Genomic DNA, 17,509 nt, shown 5'->3' on the forward strand with positions numbered 1-17,509 from the left:
CTCCCGCTTCCTCTCACATTATGGTTCACGGGAACAGAATGGCTCTTGAATGGGGCGAAAGACGTACCCCTCGAATTCTTCTGGTGGTACTTCGGACAACTCGTCTTCTTTCTGTGTTGGCTCGCAGTAGTCAAATGGAAAGAACGCCGCGAGAGCTAACGCTCCCTCCATCGGATCTTCTGCACCGCAGGGGAAAAGTTGGTTATGCTGGCTCCGTCTATCCCCTCGCGACTGCCAGAATTGAAGTGTCCCAGGTTTTGTTCCGTCTGAGTAGATGGGAAAATCTGGATTATGCCAAAGAAGTTTGATCAGGACGCAAAGGATCGTGTTGTGCGGTTGGTGGAGGATCGGATCCTTGCTGAGGGGCTCTCGCTGCAACAAGCGTGTCAGGTGGTTGCACCGAAGCTGGGTGTTTCGTGGCATACTGCCCGTCAATGGACGCAGGCAGCTAGGCGTGAAGGGCGCGTTGTTGAGCGTTTGCCGGAGGATCTAGAAGCCGAGAATGCTCGGCTTAGGCGTGAAGTTCAAGAACTGCGCGACACGAACGAGTTGTTGAAGGCTGCGTCGGCTTTTTTCGCGTCGGAACTCGACCCCCAACATCGGAAATGATCGCATTTATTGATGAGTATCGTGATCGTTTTTCGGTTGAGTTCATTTGTACGACGTTGAATACTCACCGTGTTGGCGGTTTCATCACCTCCCGTGGTTACCGCCAATCCAAAGCCCGTGGAATGAGTACGCGCAGTGTTCGTGATGCTGGCCTTGTGGAGCACATTCGAGACGTTCACGGCCGCAACTACGGCGTCTACGGTGTGCGGAAAATGTGGCATGCCTTGCGCCGTGGCGGAATTCAGATCGGTCGGGAACAAACCGCGAGGCTCATGCGCCTAGCTGGGGTATCGGGCAAGGGTAAGGGACGTTCCCCGATCACGACACGCAAAGCCAGAAGAGAAGATACCAGGCCAGATTTAGTCCAGCGTGAGTTTCGCGCTCCTTGCCCGAATCGGCTGTGGGTCGCGGATATCACGTATGTCCGCACCGCGACAGGCTTCGTGTATGCCGCTTTTGTGACAGACGTATTCTCGCGAAAGATCGTCGGCTGGGCGTTATCGGATTCCATGCGCACCGAAGCGTTACCGCTACAGGCGTTGAATCAGGCGATCGTCAGCGCGAAGGAAACTGCCGGGGTGATTCATCACTCGGATCACGGGAGCCAGTACGTCAGTATTGTGTATAACGAGCGCCTGCTCGATGCAGGCATCAGTGCATCGACCGGGACGGTTGGGGATTCCTACGATAACGCGCTTGCTGAGAATGACAATGGCTCGTATAAGAACGAGCTCATCCATACCCGCACATGGCGTGATGTGCTCGAGGTTGAAATCGCTACCTTCGAGTGGGTGAACTGGTGGAACCAGGCTCGTCTCCACCACACCCTCGACTACCGGCCCCCAGTCGAGGTCGAAAACGAGTACTGGCACAAGGCCAGCACATCAGAGAAAATAAAAATCAGGGCAAATGCCTAGGAACAAAACCCGGGGCACTTCAGTGGTGACGTTTTCCGAATCGACAGTTCCCCTCTCTAAAGTTTCAGACTTCGGAAGAGTCACGCCAATCGAGGCACTATTACTTCCGCCCGCAAGTCTGATCTGTTCATGTGGAGAATCTGGAATTTCAACAATGCCTCCGTTGTTGGCATAGTAAGTTTTTCCACGAGCCTTCACTCCCCCGCTCACAGCATCAGCAATGAGTGACTCATCAACCGAGTCAATGGCCTCTTTCGCCTCGCTCACAGTGACAACATCGTCAGTTTTACCCGTGTTATCGACAGCCATAGCGGGCGCAGCAGCACTGAGAAAAACACCGATACTCGTGATGATCGCGGTGGTTGTCAACGCAATTCTCTTCATGTTTTCTCCATATTCAGTAGTTGCTTTGGATATTGCAGCGACACTTTTAAGAGTATTGACAAAGAGATTTCTTGAATATCGATAAATGTTGATGATTTTTCTACCCATGCGCCACGATACTTTTCCAACGGCACGTAGCGTTCAAGGACGATCGAGGCAATGATTCCACCAACACCAGAAGCAGCCATTGTAAACCCGACGATCCGCGGGTTCAGCGCTATGCGCGCACCCCTTAAACACCGCACTCCCACATGCCCTTTTGACGACAGGAAGGCGGCGAGTTTTCTTTCGAAAACTCGCCGCCTTCCTACATTCTTCACTGCCGCATTACGCCAGCGCCGGGCCTGATCCTCCCTGGTTCGGTTCGCCCTCACCAGCGGTGGCAGCACCATCTTCATCCGATCCACCAGGAACGGTCGACACAGGCTGGGCCAGTCCGTCGATCTCAGCGGCTCCAGCGGACTGCTGGGCACCGCCCGGCAACTGGTAATCCGAATCGTAGCCAGTGAACGTAAACGACATTGGAATGTTGTCCTCATCCACGTCAACCAGGATCGTATCGCCCTTCTTAAACTCGCCGTACAGCAGCTTCTCGGAGAGCACATCCTCGATATCTCGCTGGATCGCGCGCCGGAGCGGACGAGCACCGAGTACCGGATCGTAGCCACGATCCGCGAGCAGCTGCTTCGCCTTATCCGTCAAAGCAATCGACATGCCCTGGTCGGCGAGGCGGTTATCCAACTTGCCGATCATCAGATCCACAATCTGCAGGATCTCAGCCTTCTCGAGCTGCGGGAACACGATCGTATCGTCCACACGGTTCAAGAACTCGGGACGGAAGTGGTTCTTCAGCTCCTCGTGAACGCGCGACTTCATGCGCTCGTACGTGCCACGCATGTCCTCATCGAACTGGAAGCCCGTAGCCACGCCACGCGCGATCTCCTTCGCACCAAGGTTGGTGGTCATGATGATGATCGTGTTCTTGAAATCCACCACGCGGCCCTGGGAATCGGTCAAGCGGCCTTCCTCCAGGATCTGCAGCAGCGAGTTGAACAGATCGGCGTGAGCCTTCTCAATCTCGTCGAACAGCACTACCGAGAACGGCTTACGGCGGACCTTCTCCGTGAGCTGGCCACCCTCGTCGTACCCAACGTATCCCGGAGGCGCACCGAACAGGCGCGAGACCGTGTGCTTCTCCTGGTACTCGGACATGTCCAGCGTGATCAGCGATTCCTCGTCCCCGAACAGGAACTCGGCAAGCGCCTTGGCAAGCTCCGTCTTTCCGACGCCGGTGGGGCCAGCGAAGATAAAGGAGCCACCTGGACGGTTCGGATCCTTCAGGCCCGAACGCGTACGACGGATCGCCTGGGACACGGCCTTGATGGCATCGTCCTGGCCAATCACGCGCTTGTGGAGCTCGTCTTCCATGCGCAGGAGCTTGGCCGACTCAGCCTCGGTCAGCTTGAACACCGGAATGCCGGTGGTCATCGAAAGAACCTCGGCGATCACATCCTCGTCCACAACGGATACGGAATCGAGGTCGCCCTCCTTCCAGGCCTTTTCACGCTCGGCACGCTGCTCGGTGAGTTTCTGCTCGGTATCGCGAAGAGCTGCAGCCTTCTCGAAATCCTGGCCATTGATCGCGGCTTCCTTATCGGACTTCGTCAGGGCGATCTTCTCGTCCAGCTCGCGAAGCTCCGGCGGAGCAGTCATCTTCTGGATCGCGAGGCGAGCACCCGCCTCGTCGATCAGGTCGATTGCCTTATCGGGCAGGAAGCGATCGTTGATGTAACGATCCGCCATGGTGGCGGCTGCCTCGAGTGCCTCATCGGTGATGGTCACGTGGTGGAATGCCTCGTAACGATCGCGCAGACCCTCGAGAATCGCGATGGTTTCCTTCACGCTCGGCTGCTCCACCTGGATCGGCTGGAAGCGGCGCTCCAGCGCGGCATCCTTCTCGATGTACTTACGGTACTCATCGAGAGTGGTTGCGCCAATGATCTGAAGCTCACCGCGAGCCATCGCCGGCTTGAGCAGCGAAGCCGCATCGAGTGCGCCTTCAGCCGCGCCCGCACCAACGAGCGTGTGGATCTCGTCGATAAACAACACGATATCGCCGCGGTTATTAATTTCCTTGAGGATCTTCTTCAAGCGCTCCTCGAAATCGCCGCGGTAACGTGAACCGGCAACCAGCGAACCCATATCGAGCGAGTAGAGCTGCTTATCCTTCAAGGTTTCTGGCACCTCGCCCGAGGCGATCGCCTGAGCCAAACCCTCAACCACGGCAGTCTTACCCACGCCCGGCTCACCGATCAGCACCGGGTTGTTCTTCGTGCGCCGGGAGAGAACCTGCATCACGCGCTGGGTCTCGTTGTGACGGCCAATCACCGGATCGAGCTTGTGCTCGCGAGCCATCACCGTGAGGTTGCGGCCGAATTGATCCAAGATCGTCGAACCGGCCTTCGTGCCCTCGCGGCCACCGCCAGCACCCACGCCCACGGCTTCCTTGCCCTGGAAGCCCGAAAGCAGCTGGGTCACCTGCTGGCGGACCTTCGGCAGATCAGCACCGAGCTTGACGAGAACCTGGGCGGCAACGCCGTCCTGTTCCCTGCACAAGCCGAGCAACAGGTGCTCGGTACCGATGTACGAGTGGCCGAGCTGCAGGCCTTCGCGCATCGCATATTCGAGAACCTTCTTGGCACGCGGCGTGAACGGGATATGGCCGCTCGGCTGCTCCTGCCCCTCGCCGATAATCTCCACGACCTCAGCGCGCACGTTGTCGAACGTCACGTTCAACGATTCGAGCGCCTTCGCAGCAACACCTTCGCCCTCTTTAATCAGGCCCAGCAGGATGTGTTCCGTGCCCAGGTAGTTGTGCTTGAGGCTGCGAGCTTCCTCCTGCGCCAAGACGATTACTCGCCTCGCGCGGTCGGTAAAGCGTTCAAACATGTCACTCCTTTTCCCGGCCCCCGGCGTGGGGAGCCCTTTTCAACTACCTAATTAAACTGTATTTGGCGCCAAACCTTCCAACCGTTTCGCCACTGGCGTGAGTGAAGGGCAGAAACCTGCGCCAAGATCACTCAACTTTCAAACGAAACATGCAGCTCCGACGTCGGGAGTATTTTTGTTTTCGACGGCGCAAGGGCCGCCTTTCACACCTCCACGAGGATCGTGAACGGGCCGTCATTCACCAGCTCCACATCCATCATGGCACCGAAGCGGCCGGTGGAAACTTCGATCCCGTAACCGCGCACGGCCTCAACCACACGATCAAAAATCGGCTCGGCCACGGGCCCAGGCGCCGCATGCGACCAGCCCGGCTTCGTACCTTTCCGCACGTCCGCATACAGCGTGAACTGCGAAACGAGCAGCACGGGCGCGCCCGAATCCTGGGCACTCACGCGCTGCGCCGGATCATCGCTCGCATCCCCGCGCAACAGCTTGAGCTGGGCGATCTTGCGAGCAGTTTTCTCGATCTGCGCGTCGCCATCCTCCGGAGAGACCCCCACGAGCACCATCAACCCCGCGCCGATCTCGCCGGTCACCTCACCGATTTCCGGCACGTCCTCGCGATACGCGGTCACTTTCGCGCGCTTCACGCGCTGAATCACTACCCTCATTTTTCCTCCAGTTCTGCCTCCCGACGCCGGTGCGCCGGTTGCATCCAGCGGCCCGGGGCCGTTTTCCCTTCCGACTGGCTCCCGACGCCGGTGCGCACATTCCAGCCGAGCCCTCAGCCGGCGTCGCCCGCCGGCTTCCAGCCAAACCCACACCCGACGTCGTCGAGCGCGCTATCTCCAGCGGCCCATGCGCTGACGCTCGGGGCCGATGTAGTACACGATCCCCACAGCAATCACGAGCGTGAGGATCCCGCCGAGCGGCAGCCGATACAGGTAATCCGCCACCACCAGCGCAAGGGAAACCACCATCCAAATCAGCCAAAACTTCTTCGGCTGCGCGGCGGCCCACCAGCGGTCAGCAGGCCGAAGCAACGCATCAACCAGCGAAAACGCAGCCCCTGCGAACAGCAACGCGGGCACGAGGTTTGCCAACAGCCACGACATCCAATACGTCACTTGCGGCCCCTCAGCTCCGCGCCCGGGCGGGTGGCTGGCGAGACCGAGCTCTTCCCCTCCGGGCTCACGATCACCTCTTGTGAGGCGGCAAAGCCGCCAACGCTGAGCACCTCCTCCACCGACGTCGAACGCTTGAGCAGCGCCAATGCAACCGGACCTTCGTCGGCGTCGCGAACCACGGACGTCAGCACGCCAACCTTGCGGCCACGCTCGGAGAGCACCTCGGCGCCGACCTCGGGCAGATCGCCCTCGGGCCCCTCGAGGTAGAGGTAGGTGAGCCGGCGCGGCGGGCGCCCGAGGTTGACGATCTTCGCCACGGTTTCCTGCCCGCGGTAGCAGCCCTTGTTGAGGTGGACTGCAGTGCGTAGCCAGTCGAGTTCGTGCGGGAGCACTCGCTCGGCCGCGCCCTCAGCGCCGACGCGCGGGCGGCGATCCGCCACGCGCGCGGCTTCCCAGGCGAGCAGACCCGCGCGGGACCAACCAGCCGCCTCAAAACCGGCGACGACGGCGCCCGCCTTCACTTTCTCAGCCACGACCAGCGTGCGGCGCGAATCGGCGGCCGGGTGGGCGGCGTCGGGAATCCCGTAATCAGCGCCGCCGGTGAGCGTACGCGGCCACGGGTCTTCCCAGGTCAGAAGCGAGTTCTCGACAACGGCGGCCGGGAGCGCCGACGCCGGTGCGCCGGTTCCGAACACGGTGACGTCCTCACGCAGCGTCACTTCCACGCGCAACATGAACCGCATCGAATCGAGAAACGTGGCGAGCGTTGCGCCGCGACCGGAATCCGTGATCAGCCACACCGCATCCTCGGTGAGCTGTGCGGCCGCCGCCTCCTGCACGTGCCCGTTCGGATCAAGGATCAGCATCTCGGACGCCTCGCCCACGGCAAGCTGCGAGAAATCACGGGTGGAAAGATTCGTCAGCCAGCTGACGCGATCCGCGCCCGCAACCGTCACGACGTCGAAGTGTGCCACATCCACGAACGCTCGGCCCGCGCGTAACTCGCGCTCCTCCGCGAACGGGGAACCGTAGTGTGCAGGAACGCCCGCAGTTTCGTCGATAACCGCGCTCACTGCGCGTCCTCGGCGCTCGCCGCACCGTCGGCGTCAGCCGCGGCTTCGTCGTCGCCAGGGAGTACGACGTCGTCGGCGTTCGTGTGGCTCAAACGGCCAGCCAAGTACGGGCGCAACTCGGAGCCGAACGCCTCCATGTCGTAGGCGTAGAAAAGGTCGGACGCAACGTTGCCGGCCATCAGCTTCGCGCTCGTGAAATCGGCGCCAGACGCCGAACGCGCCACCGCGTCCGTCACCATCTGCAGGCGCGGGCCGTTCACCAACCCCACCCACAGCTGCGCAGTACCGGCCGGCGAAGAAACCATCGCCTCCACCGCGCTCGAGCCATCCGCACGCTTGGCAACATTGGGATTCACGCGCAGGTACCCGGTGGACACCGACCACAGGCGTTCCTTCGTGAGCTTGCCGTACGTGGTGGCGCCGCTTTCTTCCTTATCCACGATCCCTGCCGGCTCAGCAGCGAGCCAAATCCGGGATTCGAAACGCAGGTACGGGCCGCCGTCGGTGTTCTCGATCGCGAGCTCGTGAACGTACGCCGCGGCCTCAATATTTTCGTATTCCAAAACGCCGCCGCCGACCCAGCGGTCCACCATCCAGGCGAACGGGTAGGTTTCGGGCGCAAGAGTGGGGTGAAGATTAAACATGCCTCAAGGCTAGAACAGAATCAGCGCAATCGCGAAGGCAACCACGCCCAACGCTGAATGCGGGATAAACGCGCGCGCCGCTCCCGCAAGATACCCACTCGGACGCGGAAGATTCTCCACTGCGCGCCAGGTGAGGAAATACGCCCCACCGACCGCCGCTCCGAGTACAACGCCCGCAAGCAACGGCAGATTCATCAGCCACGCCATCGCCGTCGCCACCACCACTCCGTTCACAGAGCCCAGAAGCGGCGAATACTGCGAATCGAACGCGTGCATCAGCGCAACCACCGCCAGTGTTGCAGCAACGGTCGTGACGATGTCCTTGCCCATCGTTCCGGCCGCGACACGGATCCACGTCGATGCCGACACCAGCATCACCACACCCAGCAACGCACCAGAAATCTGCTCCACACGCTTGCCGCCCGAATCCCGCCGCGCCATCTCCATCACGAAAACGCCCATCATGCCAGCCGCAGCAGCCACCGCGAGCGCCCGAATATCACCAAAAAGGCCCGCACCGATCGTGCCAAGAAGCGTCAGTGCCAAAACCGGATAGGCGGCCGCCTTATTCGGCAGACCCATCAGGTGAGGCCAGCCCGCCACCAACGGCAACGCTAGTGCCAGGACACCGAGCGCCATAATCGACGAGCTCGTCACGCCCGCGACCGCTAGAACGCCAGCACCCAGCACCCCTGCCACGCCACGCGTGTAGCCGGGGTGCAGATCGATCAGTGAATTCTTTTCCGTTTCGCTCACGGAGATATTCTTTCACGGTTTGGGCGTGGGCGCGGTTTTTGACGGCGGGCGAGCTGGGGCGCTGGTGCAAGCGCACCGGCGACGGTGGCGTAGGTAAGGGCCGGACCGCTACACTTGAGGCACGGCATCGGGCTGTGAATGCCCCGGGCTCCAAAAATTGCCGCTACGAGCGGCCTTCGCGCCGACAGGCGCACTCTGGTCCGGTGCCCTTAAACTTTCACGCTGAAGGCGTGGGCGGGAAATCCCGCCCACGCCTTCAATGCTTTCCGCCCTGAGGCTGTCGGCACACACCAGGATGCGCACACAGCGATCCACGTATGCCAGACTCACCCAAAGCGGCCGGAAACGTAATCCTCGGTCTGCTGATTATCCGGGTTGGAGAAAATCTTCTCGGTCTCAGCGAACTCGATCAGGTGACCGGGCTTACCGGTACCCGCAATGTTGAAGAAACCGGTCTTTTCGGAAACGCGCGCCGCCTGCTGCATGTTGTGCGTGACGATCACGATCGTGTAATCCTCGCGTAGCTCCTGCATCAGGTCCTCGATCGCAAGGGTAGAGATCGGATCGAGCGCGGAACACGGCTCGTCCATCAGCAACACATCGGGCTTCACCGCGATTGCGCGCGCAATGCACAGACGCTGCTGCTGGCCGCCCGACAGCGAGGAACCCGGGCGATCCAGGCGGTCCTTCACTTCGTTCCACAAGTTCGCACCCTGCAGCGATTCTTCAACGATCGCTTCGGCGTCGGACTTGGAAAGCTTTGTGTTGTTCAGCCGTACACCGGCCAGCACGTTCTCCGCGATCGACATCGTCGGGAACGGATTCGGGCGTTGGAACACCATGCCCACGTGGCTGCGCACCGCCACCGGATCGACGCCTGGGCCGTAAATATCCTCACCGTCGATGAGCACCTGGCCTTCCACGCGCGCACCCGGAATTACCTCGTGCATGCGGTTAAGCGAACGCAGGAACGTCGACTTACCACAGCCAGACGGCCCGATGAGCGCGGTAATCGAGCGTGGCTCGATATCAATGTTCACGTCCTCCACCGCAAGGTGGTTGCCGTAGTAAATGTTGAGTCCGCGAGCTTGGATACCTTCCACGGGCTGTCCTTCCTTTCCGGCCGGGGCCGGTTTTCTTTCCCGGTTTCGCCGGTCAATGTCTGTTTGTAATGTAGTTTACGCGCTGGGCGCGGGGTGCATGCACGACGTCGGTGCACCGCTGTGAGGGGCGACGTCGGTGCACGAGTTGCGCCCCGACGTCGGGGCCGGTTTACTCGCCGGCTGGACGGAACTTCTTCGCGATCCAGCGGGCCAGCAGGTTCAAAACCAGAACCAAGAGGATCAGGACGAGGGCGCCGGCCCACGCGGTTGCCTGGTTGCCCTTCTTGTACTCGTAGTACACGTACACGGGCAGCGTGAGCATTTGGCCGGTGAAGAGGTTCGTGGAGTAGTGGTCGGTTGTTCCGGCCGTGATCATCAGCGGAGCAGATTCGCCGATCACGCGGGCCACGGCAATGACCACGCCCGAAATAATGCCCGAGGCGGAGGTGCGAAGCACAACTTTGTTGATCGTGCGGGCCTTCGTGACACCGAGGGCGTAGGAGGCTTCGCGAAGCGAGTTAGGCACGAGGCGCAGGTGTTCTTCGGTGTTGCGGATGACGATCGGGGTCATCAGCACGACGAGGGCCACCGAGCCGGCGAAGCCACTCTTGAACTGGGGTTCGCCGAAGATCCAATAGTTGGCCAGCGGGATCATCGCGGCCGCGAACAGGCCAGCGACGATCGACGGAATGCCCGTCATCACGTCCACGAGGAAGGTGATCGTCTTGGCGAACGGGCCGCGGCCGTATTCGACGAGGTAGACGGCGGTGAGCACGCCCAGCGGGATTGCAATCAGTGCCGTGACTCCCGTGATCATCAGCGTGCCAACGATCGCGTGGCCCGCACCGGTCACCGTTCCGGCGATCGACGAGCCAAACGTCGTAGCAGTGAAGAAGCCGCCGGCACTCATGCGCGTCCAGCCGTTTGCAATCACCGTGTACAGCAGCGAAATCAGCGGGATCACCGCCAACACGAAGGTGGCGACCACCGCGGAAGCGGCCACTCGATCAGCGCCGTAACGGCGGCCCTCGACTGCAAAACCAGCCACAATCGTCAGCGCCATAAAGATCAGGAGCGCCCAAATGCCGGCGCCGATCCAGTTCGCTTCGTCAGCGAGCACGACCTCAACCAGCACGCCGATCGTAACCGCAACCGCGGCCGCAACGTAGGCGAACGACGTCGGGAGATGCTTTTGCGCCGTCACGAAAGACGAACGCTCACCAATATTCGAAACTTGAGTTGTCATGCGTTCGCTCCCGAGAATTCAGAGTAACGAGCCACGATCGCGCGCGCCACGAAGTTGACCGCGAAGGTCACAACGAAGAGCACGAGGCCGGTGGCCACAAGGAAATCAGCCGACAGGCCCGAAGCCTCCGGGAAGCGCAACGCAATCTGTGAAGCGATCGTGGAGTGCTGGCCGGGCTTCAAAAGGTTGAAGTTGATCTGCAGGCCCGGGGAAAGAACCATCAGCAGTGCCATTGTTTCGCCCAGGGCGCGGCCCAGGCCGAGCATCGTCGCCGAGACAATGCCGGAGCGGCCATGCGGCAACACGACCATGCGGATCATCTCCCAGCGCGTGGCGCCAAGGCCGATCGCTGCCTCCTCCTGGAGGCGCGGGGTCTTGAGGAATACTTCGCGCGTGAGGGACGTGATGATTGGCAGGATCATGATCGCCAGGATGATGCCGCCCATGAGAATATTGCGTGCGGGCGGGGTGAAGGCGGCCGCGTCGGGCTGGATTGGCCACCACGCGAAATGCTCGGCCATGTAGCGCAAGCCCGGCAGGCCACCACTCCACACGGTTTCGCCGTTGACCAGCTCTTTTGTTCCTGCGAGGAACTCGAAAATCGGGGTCAGGATCGAGGAGATGCCTGCGAAAATCGGGCGCATGAGCGGCTCGAGGCTCCACATACCCCACAGGCCGAACACGACGGACGGGATCGCGGCCAGGAGGTCGATCACGTAGCCCGAGACGGTCCCCACCCGCTTTGGAGCGTAGTGAGAAATGAACAGCGCGATTCCCACCGCGAACGGCACGGCGATCACCAGCGCGATCAGCGAAGCCAGCACGGTGCCGAACAGGGCGGCTCCCGTGAAGCCCCAAAAGCCCATCCCGCGCGCGAAAGAAACCTGGCTTTCGATCGTCTGGGCGCTCGAGAGGAACGCGTTTTGGCTCGACATCGCCAGGAAGATCGCCACGCCCGCAAGCAGCAGCAAGATCGTGATCGCCGCGATGGTTGCGATCCACTTATATGCGGTATCGCCCTTCGACGGCTTCCCGATCAGGTTCAATTTTTCACTCACATTTTCTCCTCTCGGTGCGGGGCCGGGCGGCCCCGCACCGAATGTTCATCACTTGCCGATGAGGGCGATTGCCGCGTTCACCTTCTCGCGCAGCGAATCAGAGATCGGGGCGTTACCGCCGTCGGCCTTTGCCGCAACCTCCTGGCCCTCCTTGGAAGCCATGTACTCGAAGTAGGACTTCACGTTCGCGGCGTCGCCCGCGTTCGGGTAGGAGGTGCAGGCAACCAGGTAGGACACCAGCACGATCGGGTAGGCACCGGCGACGGAGCCGTCACGCTTGAGATCGAAGGTGACGCGGCGGTCGGTGGCGTCCTTCGTGAGCGGCGAACCGTCCACGATCTTGGCCGCTGCTTCTGGCGAGTAGGCGAGGTATTCGCCCGCGACCTTCACCTTCACGGTGCCGAGCTCGCCAACCTGCGAGGCATCCGCGTAGGTAACCGCACCTTCAGTGGACTTGGTCAGCTCGATGACGCCGGAGGTTTGCTCCGCCGACTGGGTACCCTTGATCGGCCACACGTCCGACGGCTTCGCGGTCCACTCCTTCGGAGCGGCCTGAGCGAGGTACTGCTGGAAGTTCTTGGTGGTACCGGAATCGTCCGCGCGGTTTACCGGAATCACTGGAAGATCCGGGAGGTTCACGCCCTCGTTCTGGGCGGCGATCGCCGGATCGTTCCATGTGGCGATCTTGCCGGCGAAGATCTTCGCGATCGTCTCGGCGTCGAGGTTGAGTTCCTTCACGCCCGGGAGGTTGAAGGCAACCGCGATCGGCGAGATGTAGAGCGGGAGCTCGAGCGGCTCGGAGCCGCAACGCTCAGCTGCCTTCGCGAGCTCGTCTTCCTTCAGAAGCGAGTCGGTGCCGGCGAAGGCAACCTGGCCGGCGATGAACTGCTGGCGGCCGGTACCTGAGCCGGTCGAATCGTAGTTGACACGAATGCCGGTGTTCTTGGTGAAAGTATCGCGCCATGCCTGCTGGGCGTTCACCTGCGACGACGCACCCGAACCGTTCAGCGTGCCCTTCGCGGCGGCGGCGCCCGACGCGGCGGCGCTACCGCCGGAGTTCGAGAGCGAGCCGACCGACGGCGTACCACAAGCGCCGAGAAGGGCCGTGAGAGCAACAACCGCGACCGACGCGCGAGCCTTAACCGAAAGATTCATCATTCCTTCATTCCCGAGGAGAACCTCATGCTTGCGAGGGCCTTTCCCCCGCACTGCGACCCAGCGTAGAGGCGGGAAGGAAACGAACGAGGGGTGGTTTGGTGAACGTTTGGTAAACGGTTCCGAGTGCTGGCGCAAAGCCGCTGCCGATGCCGGGGCGCGACGAACGCAACCAGGCGGGTGACGCAAGCGGCCGGGTGACGCAAGCGGCCGGCTTACGCAAGGGGCCGGGCTACGCAACGGGCCGGGTTCGCTCCAGCGCGACGACGTCGGGACTGGTTCCCGGACCTCCTGGGAAGGCGACGTGGGCGATGATCATCTCGCCGGTTTTGAGCCAGGGATCTTTCTTTGGCACCTGGGCGAGCACCTTTGCGGCAGTGAACGGGCGAAGCGTGTTCATCACGGCCTGGAGTGTGGGCCTGTGGAGCGAAATCACTTGCGGGGTATTCGCATGCAAAAACTGGTCACGGACCCAGGCGAGAAATGTTTCCGGATCGGCTGCGAAGGCTGCCTCCGTGAGGGCATCCACGACACGAACCACTCCCCCGAGCGCTCTCGTGTAGGGCGCAACCGTATCCACGCATCGTTTCCATGGCGAGGAGGTGACCTCTTCGATCCCGTACGCGCCGAGTGTGCCGATGAGGTTTTGAGCGCGAGCCTGGCCAACCTTGGTCAGTGGGCGGTTGTGCTCCGTCGCATGGGAGTTCTCCGTAGCCCACGCGCTTCGAGACTTTGCGCGAGTGTGCCTCAGGAGGATCACGGGCGTTGTTGCGAGCTTTCCCGTCTCGTAGGCACGTACGAGCTGGGAGAGGATCTTCTTATCGTCCTCGCGGGTAAGCTTTTTCGCCGCAGCAGATGCGTTGAGCCATCGCCGATCGTCGATCTCTCCTTTGTTCGGAACCCAGTTTGTTGGGCGAGTGGCGAGGACTGGAGAACCAGACGGCGCGATGGTCGCAGCCCAATAGCGCACCTCTTTGTGGCGCCCGTCTGCGAGATCGTAATGTTGCCATCCGAGTGGGCGGCCGAGGACCGGCGCCACTCCAGCTTCCTCGGTTGTTTCCCGAACCGCACACTCAGCGAGCGTTTCACCGGCCTTGAGCTTGCCCTTGGGAAACGACCAGTCGCTCCACTTCGGACGGTGAATGAGCAACACCTGGAGGGAGCCTTTACGCTCCCTCCACAGCACGGTTCCAGCTGCGCGAACATCGATCGAGTGGGTCACTTTGCTTTCACCCGATCGCGAGCGCGGCGCATGAGCACTTCCTGAATGTCCTTCAGACGGTTTCCTTCAGAATCGTAGGCAACGTGGTGCCATCCCTCGCCATCTAGCCTCCACGAGGCTGTATCGTCCGCGCACGCGGTACGTACCAGATCCACGAGGAAATCGATCTGCTCCGGTTCCACGATTTTGATGAGCGCCTCGATGCGGCGGTCGAGGTTGCGGTGCATCAGATCAGCCGAGCCGATGAGCACGTCTGTATCGCCGTCGTTGCAGAAGGCGTACACACGAGAATGTTCGAGGAATCGGCCGAGGATCGAGACCACCTTAATGTTCTCGGACAGGCCCGGGATTCCGGCGCGGAGCGCACAGATTCCGCGCACCTGAATCTGGACGTTCACACCTTCGCGAGAGGCGCGATAAAGGGCATCAATGATCGTTTCGTCCACCAGCGAGTTCGCCTTGAGGAGGATCCAGGCGTCCTTACCATCGCGCTTGTTGTGCACTTCACGCTCGATCCGTTCCACCAAACCATTGCGGATCCCCGTGGGGGCCACGAGCAGACGATGGAACTTCACTTTCGGTGCGTAGCCGGAGAGCTGATTGAACAGGCGCGTGAGATCCTGGCCCACATCCGGATCGCAAGTGAGCAGGCCGAAATCTTCGTAGCCACGAGCCGTCTTCGGGTTGTAGTTACCCGTACCCACGTGGCAGTAGCGACGCAGCCCGTCTGGCTCCTGGCGCACCACCAGCGAGAGCTTCGCATGCGTTTTGAGCCCGACGATTCCGTACACCACGTGCACGCCAGCCTGCTCAAGCTTGCGCGCCCAATCGATATTCGCCTGTTCATCGAAGCGCGCCTTGATCTCCACGACCGCGAGCACCTGTTTGCCGGCGTTTGCCGCCTTGATCAGGGCATCCACGATCGGGGAATCGCCCGACGTGCGGTAGAGGGTCTGCTTGATCGCCAGCACCTTCGGATCAGCTGCGGCTTGCTCGAGGAAGCGCTGAACTGAGGTGGAGAACGAATCGTAGGGGTGGTGGAGGAGGACCTCTTGACGATTCATCGCGTGGAAGACATCCGGGGCTGCGGAAGTTTCCCGGTCCGCCAGGCCTGCGGCGGTGACCGCCACGAACTTGCGATACTTCAGACCCGGGCGGTCTAGATCATGGATCGAGTTCAGGCCCGTGAGATCGAGCGGGGCTGGGAGGTGGAAGACATCTTCCTCGCGGATGCCCATCTCGCGCATGAGGAGCGTGAGCACATGCTCGGACATGTCCTTCGCTACCTCGAGGCGAACAGCCGCACCGAAACGACGGCGAAGTAGTTCCTTTTCCAACGCCTTGAGGAGGTTCTCTGCATCGTCCTCTTCCACCTCGAGATCCTCGTTGCGAGTGACTCGGAAAGTGGAGAACTCGAGTACTTCCATCCCCGGGAAGAGAGTATCGAGGTGTGCACCAATCACTTCTTCAAGCGGCACATAGTACGTGCGGCCGTGCTCATCGGTGGGAACATCTTCCGGATCGTAGGGACGGCCATCCGAATCCACCGCGATGAAACGCGGAAGAAGAGCCGGAACCTTGACTCGTGCGAAGAACTCCTTGCCTGTTTTCGGGTTGCGCACGATCACTGCGAGATTGAGTGAAAGGCCAGAAATGTAGGGGAAGGGATGTGCAGGATCCACGGCGAGCGGTGTCAGCACCGGGAAGATCCGACGCCGATAGAACTTGCGCATGCGATCCTTTGAGGCTTCCTCGAGCTCGTCCCAATGCTGGATCACAATACCGTTCTCGGCAAGCTTCGGCGCAATATCCTTGCGGAATACTTTCGCGTGGCGAGCCATAAGCTCCTTGGCCCGCATGTTGATCCCCTCGAGAACGCGGCGGGGGCTCAAGCCCGAAGCACTCGGCGTGGCCATCCCCATCGCGATTCGGCGCTTCAAGCCAGCCACACGGACCATATAGAACTCGTCGAGATTCGAGGCGAAGATAGCGAGGAACCAGGCGCGCTCAAGAAGCGGAAGATCGTGATCTTCCGCCTGCTGAAGCACACGCTCATTGAAGGCGAGCCAGCTCAGTTCACGGTCCGCGAAGCGACCCTGCGGCAGATCCGATTCTTGATCCTCGAGCAGACGTTCTGAGGCCTCTGCGAGCGTTTCCGTGGTAACCGACGAGCCCAGCATCGCCTTCTTCTGCTTCTCTAGCTGCTCCGGATCAGCGCCGGCGCGCCAGAATTGGGTCTCGTCGTTCGATTCAAGAGTAGGCTCGTTGTCCGCCATCGTCTCTTCCCATTCCTCGTTTCGTTACCAGAAAATCGTGTTAGTTCAGTTCGCCACCACGATAAAGTTCCGCGGCACGCAGGAACTCTTCGGAGGTGACGATCATGGCAGTCTTCCGGCGAGTCACTTCCGTAGCAAGCGGGTGCATATCGTTCTTAATCCATGCTGGCTCTACCTGCGCCAGTACTGAGGTGAGGTGAGCGGAATCTGCCAGCACCTTCCCGAAATCACCTGAGTATGCACCTTCGAACACGTTCGCCCACTCCTGGCGAACCTGATCTGGGCTCGCCTTGACCTCACGCTCACTGACCTGCTTCGCCGCGGCGAGCCGCTCACTGACAGCATCCGGGTAACGGCGAATCCACTCGCTCAAGAGGAAACCGCGCCACAGAATGCCCGGGAGGGAATCTTCTGGTGAGCGCACCCACGATTCAGCAATCACATCGATGCCCTCGGATCGGACCATTGCAAGAATACGATCATCCACTCCCGGATCATCCTCGCGAAACACCCCCGGTAGTGGCACGATGGCCTGCGCCGTGGTGTGCGCGAGTTCGGAGTTGTACGCGGTATCCGTTTCGCCTGGGATCCGCTCAATCTGTTCAGGTTCAAGCTGGGCTGGACGCCGTGGATGTGATGACATGGCTACTCCTTTGTGTTGCCCTTATTCTCTCTCACTTGCGCCCCCTCCGCGAGTGCGATTCAAAATCTGTGGATCGAAACCGCAAAAAGCGAAATTGTGGAAAACTTCCGCGCTTGCACTTCGCATATTTCGCACAGACGCGCTAAAGTGTGTAAGCGGATAATTTATCCATGGGCCTCTAGCTCAATTGGCAGAGCAGTGGACTTTTAATCCATGGGTTGTGGGTTCGAGTCCCACGGGGCCTACAGAAAAGCGGCGATTTCTCGCCGCTTTTCTCGTGTTTTCACCGTCGTCACTCAGCAATGACACCGCAATCTCACGGCCGTGCGCGAAACGCTATCGTCCCA

General features: G+C 60.8%; 17 protein-coding genes and 1 tRNA gene. 3 read left to right on the plus strand and 15 right to left on the minus strand.

The window, feature by feature from the left end; genetic code table 11:
• Positions 1 to 291 precede the first annotated feature (291 nt).
• Positions 292 to 609 carry a transposase gene (locus P8A24_RS08940; RefSeq protein WP_442319917.1) on the plus strand — a complete coding sequence of 106 codons (318 nt, stop codon included), beginning with the start codon at positions 292 to 294 and terminating at the stop codon, positions 607 to 609.
• Positions 606 to 1,526 carry an IS3 family transposase gene (locus tag P8A24_RS07590; RefSeq protein ID WP_479722891.1) on the plus strand — a complete coding sequence of 307 codons (921 nt, stop codon included), beginning with the start codon at positions 606 to 608 and terminating at the stop codon, positions 1,524 to 1,526. The genes P8A24_RS08940 and P8A24_RS07590 overlap by 4 nt, the downstream gene beginning before the upstream one ends.
• On the opposite strand, the gene P8A24_RS07595 is transcribed toward P8A24_RS07590, so the two are convergent.
• The 15 genes from P8A24_RS07595 to P8A24_RS07665 all read right to left on the minus strand — a co-directional run bounded on the left by P8A24_RS07595 (position 1,494) and on the right by P8A24_RS07665 (position 17,162).
• Positions 1,494 to 1,910, minus strand: a complete 417-nt coding sequence (locus tag P8A24_RS07595) for a hypothetical protein (RefSeq protein WP_278058003.1) — start codon at positions 1,908 to 1,910, stop codon at positions 1,494 to 1,496. The genes P8A24_RS07590 and P8A24_RS07595 overlap by 33 nt on opposite strands.
• Positions 1,907 to 2,230: a hypothetical protein gene (locus P8A24_RS07600; protein WP_278058004.1), complete on the minus strand. Its 324-nt coding sequence runs from the start codon at positions 2,228 to 2,230 to the stop codon at positions 1,907 to 1,909. The genes P8A24_RS07595 and P8A24_RS07600 overlap by 4 nt, the downstream gene beginning before the upstream one ends.
• A 7-nt stretch (positions 2,231 to 2,237) precedes the next feature.
• Entirely contained in the window at positions 2,238 to 4,859 is a 2,622-nt protein-coding gene (locus tag P8A24_RS07605; protein ID WP_278058005.1) for an ATP-dependent Clp protease ATP-binding subunit, read from the minus strand.
• A gap of 203 nt (positions 4,860 to 5,062) precedes the next feature.
• Positions 5,063 to 5,530, minus strand: a complete 468-nt coding sequence (gene dtd / locus P8A24_RS07610) for a D-aminoacyl-tRNA deacylase (protein WP_278058006.1) — start codon at positions 5,528 to 5,530, stop codon at positions 5,063 to 5,065.
• Between the two features lie 171 nt (positions 5,531 to 5,701).
• The gene (locus P8A24_RS07615; protein WP_278058007.1) at positions 5,702 to 5,986 is read right to left on the minus strand and encodes a hypothetical protein; all 285 of its coding nucleotides are present in this window, start codon (positions 5,984 to 5,986) and stop codon (positions 5,702 to 5,704) included.
• Entirely contained in the window at positions 5,983 to 7,059 is a 1,077-nt protein-coding gene (gene ygfZ, locus P8A24_RS07620; protein WP_278058008.1) for a CAF17-like 4Fe-4S cluster assembly/insertion protein YgfZ, read from the minus strand. The genes P8A24_RS07615 and ygfZ overlap by 4 nt, the downstream gene beginning before the upstream one ends.
• Positions 7,056 to 7,703, minus strand: coding sequence for a heme-binding beta-barrel domain-containing protein (locus P8A24_RS07625; protein ID WP_278058010.1), 648 nt, complete (start codon positions 7,701 to 7,703; stop codon positions 7,056 to 7,058). The genes ygfZ and P8A24_RS07625 overlap by 4 nt, the downstream gene beginning before the upstream one ends.
• A 9-nt stretch (positions 7,704 to 7,712) precedes the next feature.
• Positions 7,713 to 8,459: a hypothetical protein gene (locus tag P8A24_RS07630; RefSeq protein ID WP_278058012.1), complete on the minus strand. Its 747-nt coding sequence runs from the start codon at positions 8,457 to 8,459 to the stop codon at positions 7,713 to 7,715.
• Positions 8,460 to 8,785: 326 nt separating this feature from the next.
• Positions 8,786 to 9,562 (minus strand): phosphate ABC transporter ATP-binding protein PstB, encoded by a 777-nt coding sequence (gene pstB, locus P8A24_RS07635; RefSeq protein ID WP_278058014.1) that lies wholly within the window; start codon positions 9,560 to 9,562, stop codon positions 8,786 to 8,788.
• 169 nt (positions 9,563 to 9,731) lie between these two features.
• A complete protein-coding gene (pstA, locus tag P8A24_RS07640) occupies positions 9,732 to 10,808 on the minus strand; it encodes a phosphate ABC transporter permease PstA (protein ID WP_278058016.1) in 1,077 nt (358 codons plus the stop codon).
• Positions 10,805 to 11,866: a PstC family ABC transporter permease gene (locus P8A24_RS07645; RefSeq protein WP_278058019.1), complete on the minus strand. Its 1,062-nt coding sequence runs from the start codon at positions 11,864 to 11,866 to the stop codon at positions 10,805 to 10,807. Before P8A24_RS07645 ends, pstA begins: the two co-directional genes overlap by 4 nt.
• Before the next feature lie 48 nt (positions 11,867 to 11,914).
• A complete protein-coding gene (pstS, locus tag P8A24_RS07650) occupies positions 11,915 to 13,024 on the minus strand; it encodes a phosphate ABC transporter substrate-binding protein PstS (RefSeq protein ID WP_278058021.1) in 1,110 nt (369 codons plus the stop codon).
• 229 nt (positions 13,025 to 13,253) lie between these two features.
• Positions 13,254 to 14,243, minus strand: a complete 990-nt coding sequence (locus P8A24_RS07655; protein WP_278058023.1) for an NUDIX hydrolase — start codon at positions 14,241 to 14,243, stop codon at positions 13,254 to 13,256.
• Positions 14,240 to 16,519 (minus strand): RNA degradosome polyphosphate kinase, encoded by a 2,280-nt coding sequence (locus P8A24_RS07660; RefSeq protein ID WP_278058025.1) that lies wholly within the window; start codon positions 16,517 to 16,519, stop codon positions 14,240 to 14,242. The genes P8A24_RS07655 and P8A24_RS07660 overlap by 4 nt, the downstream gene beginning before the upstream one ends.
• A 40-nt stretch (positions 16,520 to 16,559) precedes the next feature.
• Positions 16,560 to 17,162, minus strand: coding sequence for a hypothetical protein (locus P8A24_RS07665; protein ID WP_278058027.1), 603 nt, complete (start codon positions 17,160 to 17,162; stop codon positions 16,560 to 16,562).
• A 172-nt stretch (positions 17,163 to 17,334) separates the two neighbouring features.
• On the opposite strand from P8A24_RS07665, the gene P8A24_RS07670 reads away from it, so the two are divergent.
• Positions 17,335 to 17,407 (plus strand) — tRNA-Lys (locus P8A24_RS07670).
• Positions 17,408 to 17,509 lie beyond the last annotated feature (102 nt).

The sequence above is a fragment of the Arcanobacterium wilhelmae genome, from assembly GCF_029632765.1.
Lineage (GTDB): Bacteria > Actinomycetota > Actinomycetes > Actinomycetales > Actinomycetaceae > Arcanobacterium > Arcanobacterium wilhelmae.